General features: G+C 72.9%; 18 protein-coding genes. 9 read left to right on the top strand and 9 right to left on the bottom strand.

Annotation, left to right across the window (positions count from 1 at the left end):
• The gene (locus B0E54_RS02510) at positions 1–1,134 is read right to left on the bottom strand and encodes an alkane 1-monooxygenase (protein WP_234581596.1); all 1,134 of its coding nucleotides are present in this window, start codon (positions 1,132–1,134) and stop codon (positions 1–3) included.
• A 221-nt stretch (positions 1,135–1,355) separates the two neighbouring features.
• Here B0E54_RS02510 and B0E54_RS02505 point away from each other — a divergent pair, with 221 nt between their 5' ends.
• Complete coding sequence (locus B0E54_RS02505; protein WP_234581595.1) at positions 1,356–4,286, top strand: M36 family metallopeptidase; 2,931 nt, start codon at positions 1,356–1,358, stop codon at positions 4,284–4,286.
• A 45-nt stretch (positions 4,287–4,331) separates the two neighbouring features.
• Here B0E54_RS02505 and B0E54_RS02500 read toward each other — a convergent pair whose 3' ends face one another.
• Positions 4,332–5,186 carry a hypothetical protein gene (locus tag B0E54_RS02500; RefSeq protein WP_234581594.1) on the bottom strand — a complete coding sequence of 285 codons (855 nt, stop codon included), beginning with the start codon at positions 5,184–5,186 and terminating at the stop codon, positions 4,332–4,334.
• Between the two features lie 193 nt (positions 5,187–5,379).
• Between B0E54_RS02500 and B0E54_RS02495 the strand changes: the two genes are divergently transcribed.
• From B0E54_RS02495 to B0E54_RS02475, 5 genes are all read left to right on the top strand, one after another.
• Positions 5,380–6,048: a methyltransferase gene (locus tag B0E54_RS02495; RefSeq protein WP_234581593.1), complete on the top strand. Its 669-nt coding sequence runs from the start codon at positions 5,380–5,382 to the stop codon at positions 6,046–6,048.
• 9 nt (positions 6,049–6,057) lie between these two features.
• Positions 6,058–7,236, top strand: a complete 1,179-nt coding sequence (locus B0E54_RS02490) for a cytochrome P450 (protein WP_234581592.1) — start codon at positions 6,058–6,060, stop codon at positions 7,234–7,236.
• A gap of 33 nt (positions 7,237–7,269) precedes the next feature.
• On the top strand, positions 7,270–8,130 hold the full coding sequence (locus B0E54_RS02485) for a polysaccharide deacetylase family protein (RefSeq protein WP_234581591.1): 861 nt from the start codon (positions 7,270–7,272) through the stop codon (positions 8,128–8,130).
• An 83-nt stretch (positions 8,131–8,213) separates the two neighbouring features.
• Positions 8,214–9,146 (top strand): ABC transporter ATP-binding protein, encoded by a 933-nt coding sequence (locus B0E54_RS02480; RefSeq protein ID WP_234581590.1) that lies wholly within the window; start codon positions 8,214–8,216, stop codon positions 9,144–9,146.
• Positions 9,143–9,964, top strand: coding sequence for an ABC transporter permease subunit (locus tag B0E54_RS02475; RefSeq protein ID WP_234581589.1), 822 nt, complete (start codon positions 9,143–9,145; stop codon positions 9,962–9,964). Before B0E54_RS02480 ends, B0E54_RS02475 begins: the two co-directional genes overlap by 4 nt.
• A 46-nt stretch (positions 9,965–10,010) precedes the next feature.
• On the opposite strand, the gene B0E54_RS02470 is transcribed toward B0E54_RS02475, so the two are convergent.
• From B0E54_RS02470 to B0E54_RS02455, 4 genes are all read right to left on the bottom strand, one after another.
• Positions 10,011–10,676, bottom strand: a complete 666-nt coding sequence (locus B0E54_RS02470) for a response regulator transcription factor (protein WP_234581708.1) — start codon at positions 10,674–10,676, stop codon at positions 10,011–10,013.
• 11 nt (positions 10,677–10,687) lie between these two features.
• Entirely contained in the window at positions 10,688–12,277 is a 1,590-nt protein-coding gene (locus B0E54_RS02465; RefSeq protein ID WP_234581588.1) for a sensor histidine kinase, read from the bottom strand.
• Positions 12,278–12,331: 54 nt separating this feature from the next.
• Positions 12,332–13,036 carry a dethiobiotin synthase gene (gene bioD / locus B0E54_RS02460; RefSeq protein WP_234581707.1) on the bottom strand — a complete coding sequence of 235 codons (705 nt, stop codon included), beginning with the start codon at positions 13,034–13,036 and terminating at the stop codon, positions 12,332–12,334.
• A 76-nt stretch (positions 13,037–13,112) separates the two neighbouring features.
• Positions 13,113–14,249, bottom strand: a complete 1,137-nt coding sequence (locus B0E54_RS02455; protein WP_234581706.1) for an 8-amino-7-oxononanoate synthase — start codon at positions 14,247–14,249, stop codon at positions 13,113–13,115.
• Positions 14,250–14,523: 274 nt separating this feature from the next.
• Here B0E54_RS02455 and bioB point away from each other — a divergent pair, with 274 nt between their 5' ends.
• The 3 genes from bioB to B0E54_RS02440 are packed head-to-tail and all read left to right on the top strand — an operon-like array spanning position 14,524 to position 16,250.
• Positions 14,524–15,519, top strand: a complete 996-nt coding sequence (gene bioB / locus B0E54_RS02450) for a biotin synthase BioB (protein ID WP_234581587.1) — start codon at positions 14,524–14,526, stop codon at positions 15,517–15,519.
• A 1-nt stretch (position 15,520) separates the two neighbouring features.
• The gene (locus B0E54_RS02445; protein ID WP_308195329.1) at positions 15,521–15,739 is read left to right on the top strand and encodes a hypothetical protein; all 219 of its coding nucleotides are present in this window, start codon (positions 15,521–15,523) and stop codon (positions 15,737–15,739) included.
• Positions 15,740–15,743: 4 nt separating this feature from the next.
• The gene (locus tag B0E54_RS02440; RefSeq protein ID WP_234581585.1) at positions 15,744–16,250 is read left to right on the top strand and encodes a GNAT family N-acetyltransferase; all 507 of its coding nucleotides are present in this window, start codon (positions 15,744–15,746) and stop codon (positions 16,248–16,250) included.
• A gap of 1 nt (position 16,251) precedes the next feature.
• On the opposite strand, the gene B0E54_RS02435 is transcribed toward B0E54_RS02440, so the two are convergent.
• From B0E54_RS02435 to B0E54_RS02425, 3 genes are all read right to left on the bottom strand, one after another.
• A complete protein-coding gene (locus tag B0E54_RS02435; protein ID WP_234581584.1) occupies positions 16,252–16,782 on the bottom strand; it encodes a DUF488 family protein in 531 nt (176 codons plus the stop codon).
• A 113-nt stretch (positions 16,783–16,895) separates the two neighbouring features.
• Positions 16,896–19,370: a non-reducing end alpha-L-arabinofuranosidase family hydrolase gene (locus tag B0E54_RS02430; RefSeq protein WP_234581583.1), complete on the bottom strand. Its 2,475-nt coding sequence runs from the start codon at positions 19,368–19,370 to the stop codon at positions 16,896–16,898.
• Positions 19,371–19,575: 205 nt separating this feature from the next.
• A complete protein-coding gene (locus B0E54_RS02425) occupies positions 19,576–22,464 on the bottom strand; it encodes a glycoside hydrolase family 9 protein (protein WP_234581582.1) in 2,889 nt (962 codons plus the stop codon).
• Positions 22,465–22,624: the final 160 nt, after the last annotated feature.

Here is a 22,624-nt window from a genome sequence, read left to right as displayed (position 1 = left end):
TCACAGTCGGGGCCGCGTGTTGGCCAGCCCCCGATCGCCCCCGTAGTGCGCGAGCACCCGGTGGTCCATCACCCGTCGCCACAGCGGCGGGACCAGCGCCACGACCACCATCGTCGCGTACCCGGCGGGCAGCTGCGGTGAGGTGTCGAAGCTGCGCAGCGTCTGGTAGCGGCGCAGCGGGTTCGCGTGATGGTCGCTGTGCCGCTGGAGCTGGAACAGGAAGACGTTGGTGACCGTACGGTCGCTGTTCCAGCTGTGCCGCGCGTCGACCTTCTCGTAGCGTCCGGCGGCGGTGCGCTGCCGGGCCAGCCCGTAGTGCTCCAGATAGTTGACCACCTCCAGCAGGGAGAAGCCGACCACCGCCTGCAGGACCAGGAACGGCAGCACCACCGGGCCGAAGACCACTGTCAGAGCGCCGTACAGCGCCAGGGTCATGGCCCACGCGTTGAGCACGTCGTTGCGGTGGGTCCACGGGGACCGGCCGCGGAGGCGGAACCGGCTGGTCTCCAACCGCCAGGCCGAGCGCAGGCTGCCGAGGACGGTACGCGGCCAGAACGCCCAGAAGCTCTCCCCCAGTCGCGAGCTCGCCGGATCCTCCGGCGTGGCGACGCGTACGTGGTGGCCCCGGTTGTGCTCGACGTAGAAGTGCCCGTAGGCGGCCGGCGCCAGGGCCACCTTGGACAGCCAGCGCTCCACCCGCTCGCGCTTGTGCCCCAGCTCGTGGGCCGTGTTGATGGCGATGCCGTTGACCACCCCGACGGTGGCCACCAGACCGGCGGCACCGGCGACGGAGAGGCTGTCCTGGGCCCACACGGCGCAGCACAGCACCAGCGCCGCGTACTGCGCCGGTAGGTAGAGGTAGGTGAGCCAGCGGTAGTAGCCGTCGGCCGCCAGCCGGGGCACCGCCTCCTCGGGAGGGTTCTGCCGGTCGTCGCCGAGCAGCAGGTCGACCACCGGGATCAGGACGAAGACGATGGCCGGGGTGACCCACCACGCCCAGGCGCCGCCGCCGGACCGCCACAGCGCGAAGCCGACGAAGGGCAGCGCCGGCACCAGCAGCGCCAGCGGCCAGAGCGGCTTGCGACGGTCCCGCCAGGCAGCGGGCTCGACTGTCGGATCGGCATCGACGGTCATGGCCAACCTCCGCTCTCGCGTTCTGGCATCGACAGTGACAGCCGTCACGTTGTTTTACAAGAGCGTACGTTTTGTAAAGTCGATTAATCTCGATCAGTCGGCGCGTCGGCGGTCGTGGACCTTGCCGCGCCCCCGGCCGGCTGATATCCACAGATGCGCATGCGTCACCGCGCTGCGTCGGTCGGCAGCCGCCGGCCATCCCGCTCCCACGAGGAGGTCCCGTGCCACAACCGGAGTGGTCACCCCCGATGAGCCGGCGTCGACGCCGGCTCATCGCCGTCCTGGCGACGACCGCGACCATCGCCGCGCTGCTACCCACCGGCACGAGCACCGCGGCCCCCGCCGGGTCGCCGTCCCCGCACCGCTCGTCCGGGCCGTTCGCCGAGGGCAACCACGAGCCCGCCGACCTCGACAACCGCTCCGGTACGGCCGCACCCGACGCCCGCCAGCGCGGCCTGGCCCGCGCCGCCGACCCCGACGTGCGGTGGAACCGGTTCGGCACCCCGCAGGCACTCGGCCCCGGTCGCACCCCGCTCGCCACCGGGCTGCCCACCGACCCGGAGGCCGCCGCCCGCGCCTACCTGAGGGCCAACCGCGACCTGTACGGCATGGACGCCGCGACTGTCGCCGACCTGGACCGGGTGCTGGTCCGCCCGATCGGCAGCGGCGCCGTGGTGACCCTGCGGCAGCGCTTCGGCGACCTGCCGGCCGGGCCGGACGGCCTGGTCACCCTCGCGGTCCAGGGCGGCTCGGTGCTCGCCGTCAACTCCTCGCTGGCCCGCGACACCCGCGCGCCCGCGCCGGCCACCCGCACCGCCGAGCAGGCGTACGCCGACGCGCTCGCCGACGCCCGGCTGACCGCGACGGCGGTGGCCAGCCACACCGTGCGCGCCGTGGCCGTGCCCACCCCGCTGGACGGTCCCCGGGCCGCCTACGAGGTGACCATGATCGGCGCGGACGCCGACCACCCGGCGGCGTTCACCAGCTACGTGGACGGCAGCACCGGACAGGTGCTGGTCCGCGAGGACCTCGTCGACTACGACTCGGACAACCCGAGCTGGGCGGTCTTCCCGGCCACCCCGCCCCGCGACCTCGCCGCCGGGCAGGACCCCCGGGTGCGCTGGTGCGGCGACCCGGCCCCCGGCTGCCAGATCGCGCAACGGGACCCGGCAACCGGCCAGCCGTGGGACGTCGACGCGGCCACCGGCACGCCTACCTTCACCTCGCGCGGCAACTCGGCCAACACCGTGCTCTCCTGGGGCAACAACACCCCGATCGTTCCGGCCACCCCCAGCCCGGAGCGCCGCTACGAGTACCCGTTCACGGACCAGTGGCACCAGGCGAAGTGCAACCCGGGGGTGTTCACCTCCGCGCAGCGCAACGACGCGGACGCGGCGATCGCCAACCTCTTCGTCATGCACAACCGCATGCACGACTGGGCGTACCAGCTGGGCTTCACCGAGTCGGCGTGGAACCTGCAGGCGGTCAACCTCACCCCGTCCGGGCTGGGCGGTGACGCCGAGCAGGGTCGCGCGCAGCAGGGCGCGCTGACCGGCAACCGCAACAACGCCAACCAGGGCACCGGACGCGACGGCGTGCCGCCGACCACAAACATGTACCTGTGGCAGCCGCAGGCCGGTGGCCCGTACCCGCCGTGCGTGGACGGCGACTACGACATGACGGTGATCGGCCACGAATACACGCACGCCATCACCAACCGGATGATCGCCGGCCCGGACAGCGGGATCAGCGGCCACCAGGGCGGGTCGATGGGTGAGTCGTGGGGCGACCTGCTCGCCGCCGAGTACCTGTACCAGAACGGGCTGCGCGCGCCCGGCGAGACGCCCTTCGTGACCGGCGGCTACGTCACCGGCAACCTGGTCAGCGGCATCCGCAACTACGACCTGAGCCGCAGCCCGCTGAACTACTCCGACATCGGCTACAACACGGGTGGCCCCGCGGTGCACGCCGACGGGGAGATCTGGGGCGCCACCAACTACCGGGTCCGCTCGGCGCTGGTCAAGCGGTACGGCCTCGGCACCCCCCAGCGGCAGCTGGAGTGCGCGCAGGGCAAGGTCACCGCCGACAGGTGCCCGGGCAACCGGCGCTGGTCGCAACTGGTCTTCGACTCGTTCCTGCTCCAGGCCGCCAGCCAGGTCAGCATGCTCGACATGCGGGACAACATGCTCACCGCCGACCTGCTGCGCTTCGGGGGCGCGAACCAGGACCTGATCTGGGCCGAGTTCGCCCGCTCCGGAATGGGCCGGGACGCCGTCACCAACGGCGCCGCGGACACCGACCCGACGCCGAGCTTCGCCTCGCCGCGCGGCGGCAACGCGACACTCACCCTGCGTCCCCGCGGGGACAGCGCCGACGCGCCGATCCGCGTGTACGTCGGGGCGTACGAGGCGCGGGCCACGCCGATCGCGGACACCGACCCGGCGACGCCGATCCCGGACACGGTGGAGATGGTGGCCGGCACGTACGACCTGCTGGCCGTCGCGCCCGGTTTCGGGCACCAGCGGCTCAGCGTGGTCGCCGACGCCGGCCGGACCGGCTACGTGGACCTGCGGTTGAGTCGTAACCTCGCGTCCACGGCCTCCGGTGCCACGATCAGCGGCGACGGGGTCAACCTGGACCGGGTCGCCGACGACACCGAGGCGACCAACTGGGCCTCCCTGGACGGGGTGGCCGGCCGGCAGCTCACCGTGGACCTCCCGGGCGACGGCCCGCAGACGGTCAAGCGGGTGAACGTCAGCGCGATGCTGCGACCCGCCATCGTCGGGGACGCCGACACCGGCAGTCAGAACGCGCTCAGCGCGCTGCGCTCGTTCGCGGTGTCCGCGTGCGACGCGACGACCACCGACTGCGCGGATCCGGCGCACTGGCAGCGGATCTACACCAGCGCAGGCGACGCGTTCCCCGGCGGGGCGTACCGGGCGTACAGCCGCGACATCAACCTGCGGACGTTCGCGGTGCCCGCCACCCTCGCCACCCACCTGCGTCTGGAGGTGCTGGCCAGCCAGTGCACCGGCGGCCCGCAGTACGCCGGTGAGCAGGACGACGACCCGGCCACGACGACTGACTGCGCGACCGCCAGCCCGGCCAAGGCCCAGGTCAGGATCGCCGAGTTCCAGGCGTTCACGAAGTGACACCGTCGGGGCCGGCGGTCCTCCGCCGGCCCCGACGACCCCCGGTCAGCGACGGGCCGGTCGCCAACGGTCCGCCGGCGCCTGCCGCTCCCAGAGCCGGTCCACCGGCGGATCCTCGGCGTCGGTGGTGGCCCGGGTCAGGTGACGCAGCCGCAGCAGCAACCCCACCCCGAGCGAGAGCAGCAGCCCACCGAGCAAAAACGCGGCCTGCACGATGCCGAACCCACCGGCCTGCGAGACCGGTCGGCCAGCGGCCGGCGGCGCGGCGTCGACGCTCTGGTCGGCGACCGGTTCGTCGGCCGGGGCGCTCTCCGGCGCCGGCTCGCTCGGCGGGTCGCTGGGCTCGGCAGCCGTCGCGCTCGGCGTCGGTGTCGGCGTACGGGTCGGCCCGGCCCCCGCCCCCACCACCGACCGGGTTGCACTCTGGCGGGCCAACAGGCGCAGGTTGGCGTCGTACGCCTCGGCGGCGAGAGTGACCCGCCCCTGGGTGACGTCCTCGGCGAAGGCCACCCGGTAGCGGGCGGTGACCGTGCGGCCCGGGCAGAGCGTGCCCGGGTCGAGTTGCCGATCGGTCAGCCGGGCCACGTCACCGTCGGTCCGGATCTCCAGCGGGAAGTCGCCGCTCTCCTCCACCCGGTCCATCTTCACCTGGTCGAGCCGGATGCCCTGTACGCGCAGCACCATCGACCAGCGCACCTTCGCGCATCCGCCGCGCCGGTCCGTCTGCGAGACCACGGCGGAGATCGTGCGCACCTGGCCTCCCGCGGTGAACCGGGCCGGCAGGCCGCTCATCTCGGTGGCGAAGGCCGCCTGGGCCGGCGCGGCCAGGGTCAGCACCGCCCCGGCGACGCCCGCAACCAACGCTCCGAGCCGCAGCGCGTACCGCCACACGATCACCACCACCTCGCTCCTACTCGTCCCTGGAGGGAAACGCTAGGAGAAATCGGGCGGGCCGGACAGAGGGGTGTCTTCGCACCGGACGCCAAGCACGGGGGGTCATTTCACCGACAGTGGTGAACCCTTCACCCGTACCTCCACTCCCTCGACCGCCTCCGTGCGTCGGCGGGGCTGACCGGTGCGCGAGAATTGCCGGGTGTCCGAGCTCTCCAGCACCTTCGTCCGGCTGCACGCCCGGCTCGCCCCGGTCTCCTTCGTTCCCGAGGTGCGCCTGCACCAGGCGGACGAGCCGATCGGGCTCTGGGAGCTGACCGAGGGCGAGTTCTCCAGCGACCGGCCGCCGCCGTTCTGGGCCTTCGCGTGGGCCGGCGGGCAGGCGCTCGCCCGCTACGTCACCGACCACCCGGAGCTGGTCGCCGGCCGCCGGGTGCTCGACCTCGCCTCCGGCTCCGGCCTGGTGGCCATCGCCGCCGCCCGGGCCGGCGCGGCGTCCGTGCGGGCCGTCGAGGTGGACGAACTGGCCGTCGCGGCCGTCGCGCTCAACGCCGAGGCCAACGGGGTACGCGTCGACGCCGAGTTCGGCGACATCCTCGACGGCGACGCGGGCGACGCCGAGGTGGTGCTCGCCGGGGACGTGTTCTACAGCGAGGCGATGGCCCGCCGGGTGCTGCGGTTCCTGCTGCGCGCCACCCGGGCCGGGGCGCCGGCGCTGGTCGGTGATCCCGGCCGGGCGTTTCTGCCCCGGGACCGCTTCGACGAGTTGGCGACCTACGACGTGCCGGTGCCGGAGGCCCTGGAGAGCGTCCGGGTGAAGCGCACCACCGTCTGGCAGTTGCGCGCCGGCCTGCCGAAGGCTGCCGGCTAGCGTGTCGACGTGCTGTTCTCCGGCTGGGCGTCCGAGGTCGAGGCACCCTGGCCGGACGTCGCCGAGGTGGCCGACCACGTCGGTGTCCGTCACCTCGTCGTCACCCGGCACGCCCTGGTCCGGCAGGTCCTCGCCGACCCGGTCCGCTACCGGCCGGACAACGCCCTGGACGCGGTGACCCCGATGCCGGTGACCGCGCTGCGGGTGCTCGCCGGGCACCGGTTCCGGTTGCCGCCGACCCTCGCCAACAACTCCGCCGCCAGCCATCCGCAGATCCGGGCGATCGTCGCGGACGCGCTGCACCCCACCCGCGTCGCGGCGCAGCGCCCCTGGCTCAGCGCTCTGGTCCGGGAGCGGGTGGCCCGGCTGCGCGCCGCGCTCGACGCCGGTGCTCCGGTCGACCTGTACGCGGACCTCGCCGCCGACCTGCCCCTGCTGGTGCTGGCCCGGCTTGTCGAGTTGCCGGACGCGCCGGTCGGCGCGGTCAAGGAGTTCGCCCGGGCGGCGCTGGAGCTGTTCTGGGCGCCCCTGGACGGCGACCGGCAGCTGGCGCTCGCCGCCGAGGTGGGCCGTTTCCACGGCGTACTGCGGGAGTTCGCGGCCACCGGCGGCGGCCTGGCCGCCGAGCTGCGCGCGGCCGGCCACCCGCCGGACGTGGTGGTCGGCACGCTCTTCTTCCTGCTGGTCGCCGGCCAGGAGACCACCTCGCAGTTCCTCACCCTGCTGCTGCACCGGCTGGCCGTCGAACCGGCGGTACGCGCCGGCCTGCGCACCGGCGACGTCGCGGTGGCCGACGTCGTCGAGGAGGGCCTGCGCCTCGAACCGCCCATCGTCACGTGGCGACGCGTCGCGGCGGTGGACGGCACGCTGGGTGGGACCGCCGTGCCGGCGGGCACCAGCATCGTGCTGTGGCTGGCGCGCGCCGGCCGGGACCCGGCGATCGTCGAGGCCCCAGACGAGTTCCGCCCGGGGCAGCGCGGGTCGCGCCGGCACCTGGCGTTCGGGGCGGGCGCGCACCGCTGCGTCGGCGACGTGCTCGCCCGGATGGAGGCGGCAGTGGTGGTGGCCGAGGCGACGCCCCTGCTCGACGGGGTGAGCGTGGTCCGGCCGCCGTGGTGCCCGGACAACCTCACCTTCCGGATGCCGGACGCCTTCGTGGTGCGGCGCCCACCGGTCGCACCGGGCTGACCGGGCCGAGAACCGCTCGGTATGTTTCCGGGCGTGTCCGTCACCCCTGCTCGTCGGATTCTCGCCGCCGCAACGCTTGCCGCCCTGTTGACGCTGAGTGCCTGCACAGCCCGGCCCGTGTTCCACGCCCGGCAGATCACCGCGGCCCCGCCGAGCCCGTCGGCCCCGGCATCCAGCCTGTCGGCCTCGCCGTCGCTGTCGGCCTCGCCGTCCCCGTCGGCCCCGCCCGCCCCGGGAAGCCTGGACTGGTACGTGTCCCAGGCGCCGACCTTTCCCGAGGCGCCGCCGCCGCAGCCCGTGGCGCTGACCACGACCGGCGCGATCCCGTTCTGGCACCGCCTGCCGACCGACCAGAAGGTCGCCTTCATCACCATCGACGACGGTGGGCTGGCTCGCCCGCCCGCGGTGGCCGACTTCATCTGGCGGGCGCACATCCCGGTCACCATGTTCCTGAACTCGCCGGCGGCCGAGGAGCACGACGTCTACTTCCGGCAGATCCAGGTGGCCGGCGGGGTCGTCGAGAACCACACGATCCGGCACAACTCGCTGGCCGGCCGGTCGTACGACTACCAGAAGCAGGAGATCTGCGGGGCGGCGGACAAGCTGGAGGCGCTGTTCGGCAAGCGGGCGACCCTGTTCCGCCCGCCGTTCGGCGAGTACGACAACACCACGCTGACCGCCGCGCGGGACTGCGGCGCGAAGGCCGTCCTGCACTGGTCCGAGACCGTCCACGAGGGCAAGGTGCGCTACCAGACCCCGGAGAAGGTCGTCCAACCGGGCGACGTGCTGCTGATGCACTTCCGGCCGGCGCTGATGGACGACCTCCTCGCGGCGTTGAAGGCGATCCACCGGGCCGGGCTCACCCCGGCGCTACTGGAGGACTACATCCGCTGACCCGGGCGACCTGACGAAAGTCAGTGTCGGGTGGTGCCGTTCGGGCGCGGCGGACCGACGTGGCGGACGCCTAGCGTCAGCGCATGATCACATTACGTGGGTTGACGAAACGGTTCGGGGCGACAGTCGCGGTCGACGCGCTGACCGTCGACATCGCACCCGGCCGGGTCACCGGTTTCCTCGGCCCCAACGGCGCCGGCAAGTCCACCACCATGCGGATGATCCTCGGCCTGGACCGGCCCACCGCCGGAACGGCGCTCGTGCACGGCCGGTCGTACCGGGAGCTGCGGCGACCGCTGCACGAGGTGGGCGCCCTGCTCGACGCCCGGGCCATCCACCCCACCCGGTCCGGGCGCGCGCACCTGCTGGCCATGGCCCGCAGCAACGGCATTCCGACCCGGCGGGTCGACGAGGTGCTCGACACCGTCGGGCTGGACGGGCGGGCCGCCGGGAAGCCGGGCCGGACCCTCTCCCTGGGCATGGGCCAGCGGCTCGGCATCGCGGGCGCGCTGCTCGGCGATCCGCCGGTTCTGATGTTCGACGAGCCGGTGAACGGCCTCGACCCGGACGGGGTGCGCTGGGTCCGGCAGCTGTTGCGCTCCCTGGCCGGGCAGGGCCGCACGGTCTTCGTCTCCAGCCACCTGATGAGCGAGATGCAGCTCACCGCCGACCAACTCGTGGTGATCGGGCGGGGACGACTGCTCGCCGACGCCCCGGTCGGCGACGTCATCGCGGGCAGTGGACTCGCCGTACGGGTCCGCAGCCCGCACCCCGACGGGCTCGCCACCCTCGCCGCACGTCTCGCGGCGCACGGCGCCACAGTCGAGCCGGCCGGCCCGGACGAGCTGACCGTCACCGGGACCACGGTCGACCGGATCGGCGATCTGGCGTACGAGCTGGGGGTGCGGTTGCACGAGCTGAGCCCACACGGCGCGTCGCTGGAGCAGGCGTTCATGGAGCTGACCGCCGACAGCGTCGAGTACGCCGGCGGCCCGACCGGAGGTGACGCACGATGAGCACGCAGACCATGGTGGGCAGCAGCCCCACCGCCGCCCCGGCGGTCAGCGCGGCGGCCGCCTTCCGGGCCGCCGTGGCCGCCGAGTGGACCAAGCTGGTCTCGGTGCGCAGCACCTGGTGGACGATGCTGGCCGGGCTGCTCCTGATGGCCGCGAGCGCCGGCCAGCTCGCCATCTACGCGGCCAACGCCAACACCAACGACGACCCGGCCGACGACCCCGGCATCGTCGCCGTCGGCAGTGTGCTGATTGACGCGGTCGAGCTGACCCAGTACGCCGTGCTGGCGCTGGGACTGCTCGCCGTCACCACCGAGTTCACCAGCGGCACCATTCGGACCACCCTGCAGTGCACCCCGGCACGCGGCCGGGTGCTCCTGGCCAAGGCCGTGGTGGCCGGCGCCGTCACCTTCGTCCTCGGACTGCTGCTCGGCGGTGTCGGCGCCCTGGTCGCCCGGCCGGTGCTCGGTGACTGGGGCAGCGCGCCAACCGCCGGCACGATCGGCGACATCGTGGCGGTGGCGACCTATCTGGCCCTGGTCAGCGTCCTGGCGCTCGGCCTCGGCGCGGCACTGCGCAGCGCGGTGCTCACGATCGTCGTGCTCTTCGCCACCCTGATGATCGTCCCGCTGTCCCTGCAGGAGCCGGACATCACAGTCCTGAACCGGATCGCCGACGCGTTCCCCGGCGTGGCCGGTGGGCACTTCATGGCGGGCGACACCGAGCCGTACCCGGGCGCGGTCGGGTTGCTGGTGCTCGCCGGTTGGGCGGGCGCCGCCCTGCTGCTCGGTCGGACCGCGCTGCGCCGTCGCGACGCCTGAGGCACGCCAGCGGGGGCCGTGAGCGGGGGCCGCCAGCGGCCCCCGCTCAGCGCTCGACCAGCCCCGCCTCGTACGCGAGGATCGCCGCCTGCACCCGGTTACGCACGTCCAGCCGGGTGAAGATGCTGGTCAGATAGCTCTTCACGGTGCCCTCCACCAGGTGCAGGCGGCGGGCGATCTCGGCGTTGGACAGCCCCGCCCCGACCAGGGCCAGCACCTCACGTTCCCGCTCGGTCAGCCCGGCCGTCCGGTCCCGCGCGGCGGGCTGACGGGCCAGCCGCCCGGCCCCCAGCTCGATCACCCGCCGGGCCACCCGCGGCGACAGGTACGCCCCGCCGTCGGCGACCGCGTGCACCCCGGCGATCAGCTCGCGCGGGTCGCCGGCCTTGAGCAGGAACCCGCTCGCACCGTGCCCGAGCGCCCGGGCCACGTGGTCGTCCTCGCCGAAGGTGGTCAACATGAGCGTCGCGGTGGCCGGCGCGACCCGGCGGATCTCGGCCGCCGCGGCCAGCCCGTCCAACCGGGGCATCCGGATGTCCAGCACCGCCACCTGGGGTCGGTGCGCGCGCACCAGCTCCACCGCGGCCCGCCCGTCACCGGCCTCGGCGACCACCTCGATCCCCGGATCGGCGGCGAGGATGGCCCGGACGCCGGCCCGGATCATCGCCTCGTCGTCGGCGAGGACCACCCGGACCGGGGTCGGCGCGGCCATGTCGGTGTCCACTACTCGATCCGCTCCTTGCTGGTCAGTCGACCGTCGGTGAAGCAGAGCCGCCACGTCGGCTCGGCGAGGGGGAAGTTGCCGTCGGTGTAGTACTCGCACCCCCGCGCCGACCCTCCGACGGGCGGGGCGAGCTGCCGGCGGGGCAGGCCGGGCAGGTCGGCGCGCGCGGTGCCGGGCCGCATCCGGTCGTACGTCGACTCGTCCAGCACCGTGCCCGTCGTGACGACCGAGTAGTAGACCAATGACAGGACGAGCGCGAGACCGGCCGGGGCGGCAAGCGCCGTCAGCAGGCTGCGCCGCGCCCGGCGACGAGCCTCGCGCAGCCGGCGCTCGGCGTCGGCCGGCTGTTCCGGGCCACCGAGGACCGGGACGGCACCGTCGAACGTGCCATCGGTCAGGGCGCCCACCGCGACGAGCACGCCCGACCGTCCCGCGCCGGAGTGCCCTTCGGCGGGCAGGGGCAGCCGGGCGCGCACCGCGAAGCCACCGTCGGGGCACGGGCCTGCGTCCAGCACGCCGCCGGCCAGCCGTACCCGCTCGGCGAGGGCGAGCAGACCGCTCCCCGAGGACGCCGGTCGGGGCAGCGGGCCGGCCGGCGCCGGCGCGTTACGCACCCGCACCTCGACCCCGTTCGGGTCCCGGGCGAGGGTGACGGTCACCGCCGCGCCCGGGGCGTACCGGGCCGCGTTGGTCAGGGCCTCCCGCACCACCTGATGGGCGGCGGACCCGGTCAACCCGGGCAGCTCGACGGTGTCGGTCGGGCCGTCCAGCCGTACCGCCATCCCGGCCTCGCGGGCCCCCACCACCAGGTCGACGACCGTCTCCCCCACCGGGCGCACGCCGGCCGGACCGCCCTCCTCCCGCAGCACCCCGATGATCCCGTGCAGCCGCTCGGTCGCCGCCGCGACACTGGCCCGCAGCTCCCCCACCGCCGTCCGGTGCTCCGGGGCGATGTCGTCGGCAAGCTCCAACGCGGCGGCCCGCAACGCGATCAGGCTGAGGTCGTGACCGAGCGAGTCGTGCATCTCCTCGGCGATGCGGGCCCGCTCCCGCAGCCGGATCCGCTCCGCGGCGCCCCGCCGCTCGCGCGTCAGCGCCTCGACGTGCCGGCGGCCGGCGTCGGTCAGAGCCTGCTGCTGCCGCCGGTAGCGGCCCACCAGCCACGGGAACACCCCGGCGAACAGCAGCACCGAAGCGAGCAGGAACCAGGTCGCCGCCCCGGTGCCGAGCAACCCCAGGTTCAGCACCGTGCCGCCGACGGCGATCACGCCGAACAACACGGCCGCCGGCGCGGCGCCCGCACTGCGCCGCCCGCTCAGATAGCTGAACACCGGGATAGCGAAGACGAAGTTGCCGTCCGCCAGCGAACCGAGCACCACCAGCAGCAACCCCAGCAACGGCCAGCGCCGCGCCGACGCCACCGCGACCGCCAGCAGCGCCAGCGAACCGAGCAGCAGCGCCACGTCGAAACGCGGGTACGGCGGGCTCAACCGGGCCGCCGCGATCGGGGCGGCCACCACGGCCCAGAGCAGCACGTCCCGCAGCGGACGCCGCCAACGCCCGGGCACCGACCGGTCCAGGATCCTCACGGCGGCCAGGCTACCCACGCCCGACCTGCGCGAACACCGACGAAAGTCAGGTGTTCAGCTACTCTCCTCGGCCCAGACCCGCCAGTCGTCGAGCACACCGTGCAACGCCGGAGTGAGCCAACCCGGCGCCGACCGCCGGAACACCCCCGGGTCCATCGCACCGGCGCCGGCCGGCACCGCGCCCAGCAGGTTCGGCACCAGGTCGGTGAGGTTCGTCCAGTGCACCAGCTCCGGCGACCCCGGCCACGCGCCGATCACCACGCCGGCCGGCACCGCACGGCGGTCCAGCGCCTCCAGGGTCAGCGCGGTGTGGTTGAGCGTGCCCAGACCGGCGCGGGTGACCACCACCGCCGGGGCGCCGAGCGACACCGCCAGGTCGGCCATCGTCCACGGCTCACCGGACGGCCGCAGCCCCATCGGCACCAGCAGACCACCCGCCCCCTCGACCAGGACCAGGTCGTGCTTGTCCGCCTCCTCGCGGACGGCGTCCACCGCCGCGTACAGCTCCAGCGGCGGCAGGTCCGCGACCCGGGCAGCGGCCAGCGGGGCGAGCGGATCCGGGAAACTCGCCAGCGTACGGCCGGTCACCGGGGCCGCCAGCCGGTTGACCACGTCCACGTCGCCCGGCTCCCCACCGGCCGTACCCGTCTGACCCGGCTTGACCACCGCCACCCGCAGGCCGGCCCCCTGCGCGGCCGCCGCGATCGCCGCGGTGACCACGGTCTTGCCCACCTCGGTGTCGGTGCCGGTGACCAGCACCGGCCCCTCCCACGCGCTCACGGCGCACACTCGGTTCGCGACTGCGGGGCTCGCAAACCCGGCTCACTCCTCGCGCTCACGGCGCACACTCCACGATGACGTCCAGCGCCCGCTCGAAATCCGCCCGGGGCACCCCGGCGCTGACGGTCAGGCGCAACCGGGAGCGGCTGTCCGGGGTGGAGGGCGGCCGGAAGCAGCCCACCGCGACTCCCCGGTCCCGGCAGTCGGCGGCCCAGGCGGTCGCCGCCTCCGGGCCAGGCGCCGTCACCGAGATCACCGCGGCGTCCGGCGCGGAAACGGCCAAACCGGCGGCGCCCAGTCGACCGACCGCCAACGCCACCCGGTCGGCCAGTTCGGCGCGCAGATCGTCGCCGGCCCGGGCCAGCCGCAGCGCGGCGTGCACACCGGCCGCGACGGCCGGCGGCAGCGCGGTGTCGAAGATGAACGTACGGCCCGTCTCGACCAGGTGCCGGACGAACTCGGCCGGGCCGGCGACCACCCCACCCGCGCCGCCGAGCGCCTTGGAGAGGGTGGCCGTGACCACCACGTCCGGCTCGCCGGCCAGCCCGGCGGCAGCCACCGCGCCGGCACCGGACGGACCGGTCACGCCGAGCGCGTGGGCGTCGTCGACCAGCAGCAGAGCGCCGTAGCGGCGGGCCACCGCGTGCAACTCGGCCAGCGGAGCGAGGTCGCCGTCGACCGAGAAGACCGACTCGGTGACCACCACCGCCGGGCGTCCCGGCGCGACCGCCAGAGCGGCGGCCACCGCCGTCACGTCGGCGTGCGCGCTGACCACCGTCTCCGCGCCGGAGATCCGGCAGCCGTCGATCAGCGACGCGTGGTTGTGCGCGTCCGAGACGAGCAGGGTCCGGGGCTGGACGAGGGCCCGCAGCGCGCCGAGGTTGGCCAGGTATCCGGAGGAGAAGACGAGAGCCCGGTCGGTGCCCAGCCACTGCGCCAGCTCGACCTCCAGGGCCTCGTGCGCGTCGGTCGAGCCGCGCACCAGCCGCGACCCGGTCGCTCCCAGCCCGTACGCCGACAGTGCCGCCGTGGCGGCGGCGGTGACCTCCGGGTGGGTGGCCAGGCCGAGGTAGTCGTTGCCGGCCAGGTCGGTCATCCGGTCGTCGGCGGGACGCGGGTGCAGCCGACGGGTCAGGCCGGCCTTCGCCCGCAACTGCGCGCGGCGATCGAGCGCCGCCAGCCAGTCCGCCACCGTCACCCCTTCACCGCCGTCCGCGCCGGTCACGCCGACACCCGCCGGGCGAAATTACCACCCGCCACCACCGACCCGGCGAATCCACTCGGCACCCGGGGGCCGACCGGAGGCGGGACGTCGATGCCCATCGGAGTTCGGGACGACCGTCACCACGCACCGTCAATTGTCCGTCACCACAGGTGACCACCGCTGCGGCGCTGGCTCGGCCGGCACAGATCGACCGGACGGCAGGTCGTACCCGCCCGACCGGGGGCCTTGTAGGGTACGAGCCATGCCAGAGATCCTCGACCAGGCCCGCACCCAGGTCCTGGGTGACGGCGTCGGCCTCGACCAGGCCGGCGTCCTCGCCGTGCTGAACCTGCCCGACGAGCACCTGCCCGCCGCCCTCCAGCTCGCCCACGAGGTGCGGATGCGGTGGTGCGGCCCGGAGGTCGAGGTCGAGGGCATCGTCTCGCTGAAGACCGGCGGCTGCCCGGAGGACTGCCACTTCTGCTCACAGTCGGGCCTGTTCACCTCCCCGGTGCGCTCGGTCTGGCTGGACATCCCGTCGCTTGTCGAGGCCGCGAAGCAGACCGCGAAGACCGGGGCGACCGAGTTCTGCATCGTGGCGGCCGTGCGCGGCCCGGACGACCGGCTCATGAAGCAGATGCGCGAGGGCGTCGCCGCCATCAAGGCCGAGGTCGACATCCAGGTCGCCGCGTCGCTGGGCATGCTCTCCCAGGAGCAGGTCGACGACCTGGTCGACATGGGTGTGCACCGCTACAACCACAACCTGGAGACCTGCCGGTCGTACTTCCCGAACGTGGTCACCACCCACTCGTGGGAGGAGCGGTGGGAGACGCTGCGCATGGTCCGCGACTCCGGCATGGAGGTCTGCTGCGGCGGCATCCTCGGCCTCGGCGAGACCGTCGAGCAGCGGGCGGAGTTCGCCGCGCAGCTCGCCGAACTCGACCCGCACGAGGTGCCGTTGAACTTCCTCAACCCGCGCCCCGGCACCCCGCTCGGCGACCGCCCGGTGGTCGAGGGCAAGGACGCGCTGCGGGCCATCGCCGCGTTCCGGCTGGCCATGCCGCGCACGATCCTGCGGTACGCGGGCGGCCGGGAGATCACCCTCGGTGACCTGGGCACCCGCGACGGTCTGCTCGGCGGCATCAACGCGGTGATCGTCGGCAACTACCTGACGACCCTGGGCCGGCCGGCGACCGCCGACCTCGACCTGCTCGACGAGCTGAAAATGCCGGTCAAGGCCCTGTCCGCGACCCTCTGAGCTGACCGGTGAGGACGACGTGACCGAGCTTGTGGCAGCGCAGCGCTGGTGTGACCGCTGCGGCGAGGACGCGTCGACAGCCGGGCACGAGTCGTGCGCGGCGGCCCGCGCGCTGGAGCCGCCGCGCTACTGCCCGCAATGCCGACGCCGCATGAAGGTGCAGGTGCTGCCGGTCGGCTGGTCGGCGGTCTGCGTCGAGCACGGCGAGAGCCGAGGCTGAGCCGGTGCTGCGCGGGCGTGCGGTGACCCTCCGACCGGCGACGGTCGCGGACGTGCCGGCCCTCGCGGCCATCCGGGCCGACCCGGAGGTCCGCCGGTGGTGGCGCGGCGGCGACGACCTGGCCGCGTCCGTCCAGGCCGACCTGAACGACGACGACCTCGCCCTGTACGCCATCGAGCACGACGGCCGGGTGATCGGCGCGATCCAGTGGTACGCCGAGTCCGATCCGGACTATCGGCACGCCAGCCTGGACATCTTCCTCGACCCGGCGACGCGCGGCGAGGGCCTGGGCGGGGACGCCATCCGCACCCTGGCCCGGCACCTGATCGACGAGTACGGCCACCACCGGTTCACCATCGACCCGGCGGCGGCGAACAGCGCGGCCATCCGGGCGTACGCGAAGGTGGGCTTCCGGCCGGTGGGCATCATGCGCCGCTACGAGCGCGGGGCGGACGGGCGCTGGCATGATGCGCTGCTGATGGACCTGCTCGCGGAGGACCTGGCCGACTGAGTCAGCCCGCCCAGAGCAGACGCCCGTCGGACAGGCGGCGGGCGCCCTCGGCCGGCCGGTGCGGGCTGAGCCGGCCGTCCGGCATGAGGTGCGACACCGGCACCCCGCGGCCGAGCACTGCGACGTCGGCGATCAGCCGCCGGTGGCAGCGCCACCAGACGCTCTCACTGCACATCACCGCTGTGGTTCGCAGTGCGGCGTCGGCCAGCACCTCGTCCAGGGCCGTGTCGAAGTCGGGCGTGCGCGTGTACGCGGCGTACGCCCGAAAGGCCGCGACAGTCCACCAGGTGTCCGGTTCCGGCTCGCCGGCGCGGACGTGCCGGCGGCCGCCGAGGCGCGGCTCCCAGCGGTAGCCGATGCCCTGTTCGGGCAGCCAGCGTTCCATGGCCTCCCGGCGGACGTCCGGGTTGGTCCGGCTGGCCGGGTAGCGGCGCACGTCCACGATCAGGGCGATCTCCGCGCCGGCCAGCAGTGCCCCGAACTGGTCCCGGCCGGCGGTCCCGTGCCCGACGGTCACCAACGCACGCTCCATCCACCCAGCTTGCCCCGGGTCGCCGCCGTCCGCCCGCCCGCCCGGCGCTGTCCACCGAAAAGCGCGCCCGGCACCACACGGTGCCGGGCGCGCTTCGGTTCTGCGCAGTGGGCCTAGCGCTGAAGGGTCAGGACACCCGGCCGCCACGGCAGCAGGTTGTAGTCGCCTCCCGCACTGGGGTTCTTGCCCTGGTACAGCATCTGCAGGTTGCAGGCGTCGACGGTCTTGGTCTGGTCGGGGTTGTTGCGGACCAGGTCACCGTGGCTGATGTCGTTGGTCCACGTCGCGCCGCTGTTGGCCTTGCCGGCGAAGGGGTTGCTCTCGCTGGCGGCCTGCGGGGTCCACGAGCCGCTCAGGCTGGTGGACGTGAACGACCGGAAGTAGCGTCCCTGGCTCCCGATCGCCTCGACGATCATGAGGTACTGGTTCTGGCCCTGCACCTTGTAGACCTCGACGCCCTCGAACAGATTGTTCGTCGAGTCGGTCATGACCGTCGTGTAGTTCGAGCCGAAGCTGCCCGGGAAGTTCCCCAGCGGCATGCTCGACCGGTAGATCTTGCCGTTGTCCCCGGCGAAGAACAGGTACATGTTCTGGTCGTCGCCGATGAGGGTCTGGTCGATCACCCCGTACGGGGCGTCCGACAGGGTGGCGGTGGACAGCGTCTGCGCCGAGGACCAGCCGTTGGCGTTCGTCGGGTCGCTCGACGTCTTGTAGCTGAACGAGGTCGGACCCCACTGGTACGCCAGCACCCAGATGTTCTTCGGGGCGAAGTACAGCAGCGTGGGCGCCACAGTGCCCTGGCTCATTCCGGTCTGGCTGGCCGAGGCCATGTCGGACCAGTTGGTGAACGTGCTGAAGTTCATCGAGCCGTACTGGCCGCTGCTGTTGACGTTGGATGCGTAGACCAGGTGCTTGCCGTTGTAGACAACGTTGGTGAAGTCCTTGACCGAGACCCAGCCGTTCTGCGGGTTCGCCAGCGCGCCCGTCGACGACCACCGGTAGGTCGACGGGAGCGCGCAGCCGCCCGGCGCAGGCGTGGTCGGCGGCGGCGTCGTGGTCGGCGGCGGCGTGGTCGGCGTGGTGCCGCCACCGAAGTCGGTCCGCCACTGCTGGTTGGTCTGCCCGTGGCAGTCGTACAACTGGACCTGCTGGCCGTTGCCGGTGCCCCAGACGTCCAGGCACCTGCCGGACTGCACGCCGCTGATGGTGCCGTTGGAGTTGATGTTCCACTGCTGGTTGGCCCCGCTGTTGCAGTCCCAGATGATGATTCCGGTGCCGTTGGCGGTGCCCGCGCCGTTCGCGTCGAGGCACTTGCTGCCGTAGACCCGCAACTGCTTGCCGGAGGTGTACGTCCACTGCTGGTTCGACTGACTGTGGCAGTCGTAGAGCTGGACCCGGGTGCCGTTGGTCTGCGTGGAGTTCGGCACGTCGATGCACCGGCCCGACTGCACGCCGACGATCCGGCCCGCGCCGCCGCTCGGCGGCGGGGTCGTGGTCGGGGTCACCGTCGGGCTCACCGTCGGAGTCGCGGTCGGGCTCGAGGTCGGGGGTGCCGCGTTGAGCGCGTTGAGGACGGAGTTGTAGGCGGCCTTCTTGTTGCCACCGCCGTCGAAGAGCAGCGGGCTCTCGTTCGAGCGCCACGAGTCGCTGTCGCGTACGCCCCAGACGGTGATGCCGATGCAGCGCGGCACGTTCAGGCACGCCTGGGTCAGCCCGGCGTACTGGGTGGTGGAGGAGTTGGTGACGTCGACCTCGGTCAGCGCCACGTCCACCCCGAGCGCGGCGAAGCTGGACAGCGTGGTCTGGAAGTTGCTCGGCAGCGAGCTGCCGCCGGTGAAGTGGGTCTGCAACCCGACGCAGTCGATGGGCACGCCACGGGACTTGAAGTCCTGGATCATGCGGTAGACGCCCTGCGTCTTGCCGTACGACCAGTTCTCGATGTTGTAGTCGTTGTAGCAGAGCTTGACCGACGGGTCGGCCGCCCGCGCGGTGCGGAACGCCACCTCGATCCAGTCGTTGCCGGTGCCCTGGAGGTTGGACGAGCGGCGGCTGCCGTCCTCGTTGAACGCCTCGTTCACCACGTCCCAGGCGGCGAGCTTGCCCCGGTAGTGGCCCATCACGCCGTTGATGTGGTCGATCATCGCCTGACGCAGGCTGCTGCCGTTCAGGCTCTGCATCCACCCCGGCTGCTGCGCGTGCCAGGCCAGGGTGTGCCCACGAACCTTCAGGCCACGCTGGGTCGCCCAGTTGTAGATCTGGTCACCGGAGTTGAAGTTGAACTGGCCCCGCTGGGGCTCGGTCGCGTCCGGCTTCATCTCGTTCTCGGCGGTGATCATGTTGAACTCACGCGCCGCGATCGTGCTGTATGTCGAGTCGCCCAGCCGGCCCGCCGCGATGGCGGTGCCGAAGTACCGGCCCGACTGCGCGGCGGCCGCGCCGAGCGTGGACGCGGCGGCATTCGCCGACGGCATCATCACCGCGACAGCGGCCACGGTCACGACGCTGAACGCGCCGGCGAGCAGCGCTCGGACGGCGGGTGATCGCCGTCGCCGGGTCCCGCCGCGATGATCGGATGAGCTTATTGCCATCTCGGCCTCCTTAATGGCCTGCACCCGGGCCGTCGAGGCGGGACGACCGGACGTCTTGGTTGGGATATCTAACGGAGTCGATGCTAACCACGGGTCGGTCCGGGCAACGGAGTTTACGGAAAAGTTTCGGAAATGTTTTGGCCTTGCGGCGTGGCGTTGCCGGTCGCCCTGCGCGGTACCGGCCACGCCACGCCGCGTCGATGAGTCAGGAGATGGTGCAGGCGGCACCGTTCAGGGTGAAGGCGGCCGGCCTGGTGGTGCTGCCGGTGTGGGTGCCGTTGAAGCCGAAGCTCGTCGAGGCGCCCGGCGCCAGTGTCCCGTTGTAGGCCAGGTTCGACGCGGTCACCGCGGTGCCGGTCTGGGTCACGTTCGCCGACCAGGCCTGCCCGATCTTCTGCCCGCTGCTTCCGAACGTGAACGCGAGCGTCCAGCCGTTGATCGCCGTGGTGCCGGTGTTGGCGATCGTGATGTTCGCGGTGAACCCGGTGTCCCAGTTGTTCGCCGTCCAGGTCACCGCGCAGCCGCCGCCGGCAGGCGGGGTCGTGGTGGTGACCGTGACGCCTGGCGACGCGGGCGAGACGTTGCCGGCCGCGTCCACCGCCACCACAGTGAACGTGTACGTGGTGGAGGCGGTCAGCCCGGTCACCGCCAGCGTGGTGCCGGTGGTCGAGCCGACCAGAACGTTCCCGCCCCGGTAGACGCGGTAGGCGGTGACGCCCACCGCGTCGGTGGACGGCCCCCAGGCCAGGGTCAGGCCGGTCGACCCGATCGCGGAGGCGGTGGGCGTACCGGGTGCGGTCGGCGCCGTGGTGTCCGGCGCCGGGCCGGCAGGCGTGGTGACGCTGAGCGCGGCCGATGCCGCCGAGCGGTTGCCGGCGCCGTCGAGCGCCCGCACGGTGAACTGGTACGTCCGCTCGGGCGCCAGCCCGGTCACGGCCAGGGTGGCCCCCGTCGAGGCCGTCACGACCGGGTCGACGCCGGTCGAGGTACGGGTCACCTCGTAGCCGGCCAACCCGCTGCCGCCGGTGTCGGTGGACGCGGTCCAGGTCAGCGTGAGCCCGCTGGACGTGACGGCGGACGCGACGGGCGTGCCGGGCGCTGTGGGCGCGGTGGTGTCCGGGGTGGCCGGTCCGGGCTCCTCGCCCCAGACCCGCACCCCGCCGGCGTAGAGCGGAACCTTGCGGTTGGGCCCGGCGGTCGCCTGGTACGACGGGTCGTTCGTCGGGTCCCAGGTGCCGCCCTCCGGCACGCCGATCTTGAACTGGACCTCCATCCGGTGCTGCGACTGCCCGGCCGGGGCGATGGTGTAGCCGGTGCAGTCCACCTCGACGTACCAGATGTCGCCGCTGAACTGCTTGGCAGTGGTCGGCGACGGGCAGCCCTGGGTGTAGCCGGAGGTGACCTGCACGGCGCCGGTGCCGTCGGGCCGGAAGTAGTACCGGAACTTGCCGTTGGTCAGGGCCCGGGCCGGGAACGCCGACTTGTTGTAGATGATCGCCTTGAGCCCGGTGGCCCGGGGTTCGGCCTGCATCACCGTGGTCTCCACGGTCATCTCGTCCATGTCGGGCGTCTCGGCGACCGGGAAGTTGGCCAGCGGGCTGCCGCCGTACTCGGAGGTCAGCCGGACCAGCGCCGAGGTGAAGCCGGCGTTGTAGTCGGTGGCGACCTCGTTCATCACGTAGTCGGACCGGCTGTCGGTGTACGCGTCGTTGGCCGAGGACGGGCCGCCGACCAGCGCGCCGTAGAGGGTGTGCCGGGTCTCGACGGGCACGGTCTGACTGTCCCACCAGGAACCGTGCGCGGTGCGGTGGTGCGGGTTCTTCGGTGCGTTGGCGCCGAACCCGATGACGTAGCTGGAGTTGCGCGGGTTGTCGCCGAGCGCGTAGTTGATCTGCCGGACGGCGAAGTCGTGGTAGCGCGCCTTGCGGGTCGTGTCGGGGGTCTTGTCGCTGTAGACCAGCGCGGCGAAGGAGGTGTTGGCCGCGTAGCGCAGCGCGCCCCAGGAGTCGAGCACCGCCATCCCACCGGGCGAGTACGGCACCCGCTGTCCGTTCACCCCGACGGTCCAGTAGTCCAGCCAGCGGTTGGCGTCGTCGACGTACTTCTGCTTGCCGGTCAGGTTGGCCAGCAGCACGTACGCGCCGAACTGCTTGTTGTCCCAGGCGATGGTCCACTTGTAGGAACGCGTGGTGGACTGCGGCTCGGTGCCGAGCTTGTCGTACTCACTCTCGGCCTTGGCCAGGTAGCTGGCGTCCCCGGTGGCCCGGTAGAGCCAGATGGCGCCCCACACCAGCTCGTCCTGCCAGCCGCTCCACGACTTGTAGAACGAGGCGGCGTCGGTGATGCACTCGCTGTAGGACTTCCGCACCGTGTCGGCGAAGGTGTAGAGCTGCTTCGCGTGGGTGAGCAGCTTGTCCGCGTAGGTCGCGTCGGTGGGTCGGAACACCATCGAGGAGGCGGCCATCGCGGCCGCCGTCTCCCCCGCGAGGTCCGCGCCGCCACAGCTCGCATCGATCTTGTACGCGGGCCGCGCCATCGGCAGCACCTCGGCCGGGCCCCACCACTTGTGGTCGTCGTCGCCCTTGCCGACCTGCCCGTAGAGGACGTTGGCCGACGGGTGCGCCTTGATGAAGTAGTCGTTGACGAAGCGCAGGTTGTTGAGCAGGTGCGGCAGTTGGCCGGAGGCCGTGTAGCCGCTGCGGTACTCCACCGCGCCCCACGCCAGCATGGTGGCGCTGAACGCCATCGGGAAGCCGAACTTGACGTGGTCGCCGGCGTCGTACCAGCCGCCGGTGAGGTCCAGCCCGGCGGCGGCCCCGTCGGTGAGCGCGGAGTCGCCACGCCAGGAGACCCGGTTCCAGTCCGGCAGCGTGCCCGACTGCTGCGCCTCGTAGAAGAGCAGCGACTTCTGCAACGCCTCGGCGTAGTTGAAGGCCGGCGCGGCGGACGCGGGCCCGGCCGGCGGCGCGGTGACCGCGAGGGACAGCCCGGTGAGCAGGGCCACGCCGGCGGTCAGCAACCGCCGGGGCCAGGGCTGGTCGGCGACCGGCGACCGGCCGGGGTGGCCGGTGGACGGCCGGGTCAGGTGGCGCATGAAGGGCTCCTGTTCGGAGGCGCCGCCGGCGGTCGCACCGACGCGGGACGGCGTGGGGGCGGCACGGCCACCGGCGACAGCGGGGTGGCGGTGTGACCATGAACAGCCGTGGAAGCGCTCCCATGGATAAACGACAATGTAATGTGCACGTCGTCGAATG

It is taken from the genome of Micromonospora sp. MH99, from assembly GCF_021442385.1.
Lineage (GTDB): Bacteria > Actinomycetota > Actinomycetes > Mycobacteriales > Micromonosporaceae > Micromonospora.
The sequence above is the reverse complement of the archived record's forward strand: the minus strand, read 5'-3'. Positions and strand labels throughout refer to the sequence as shown.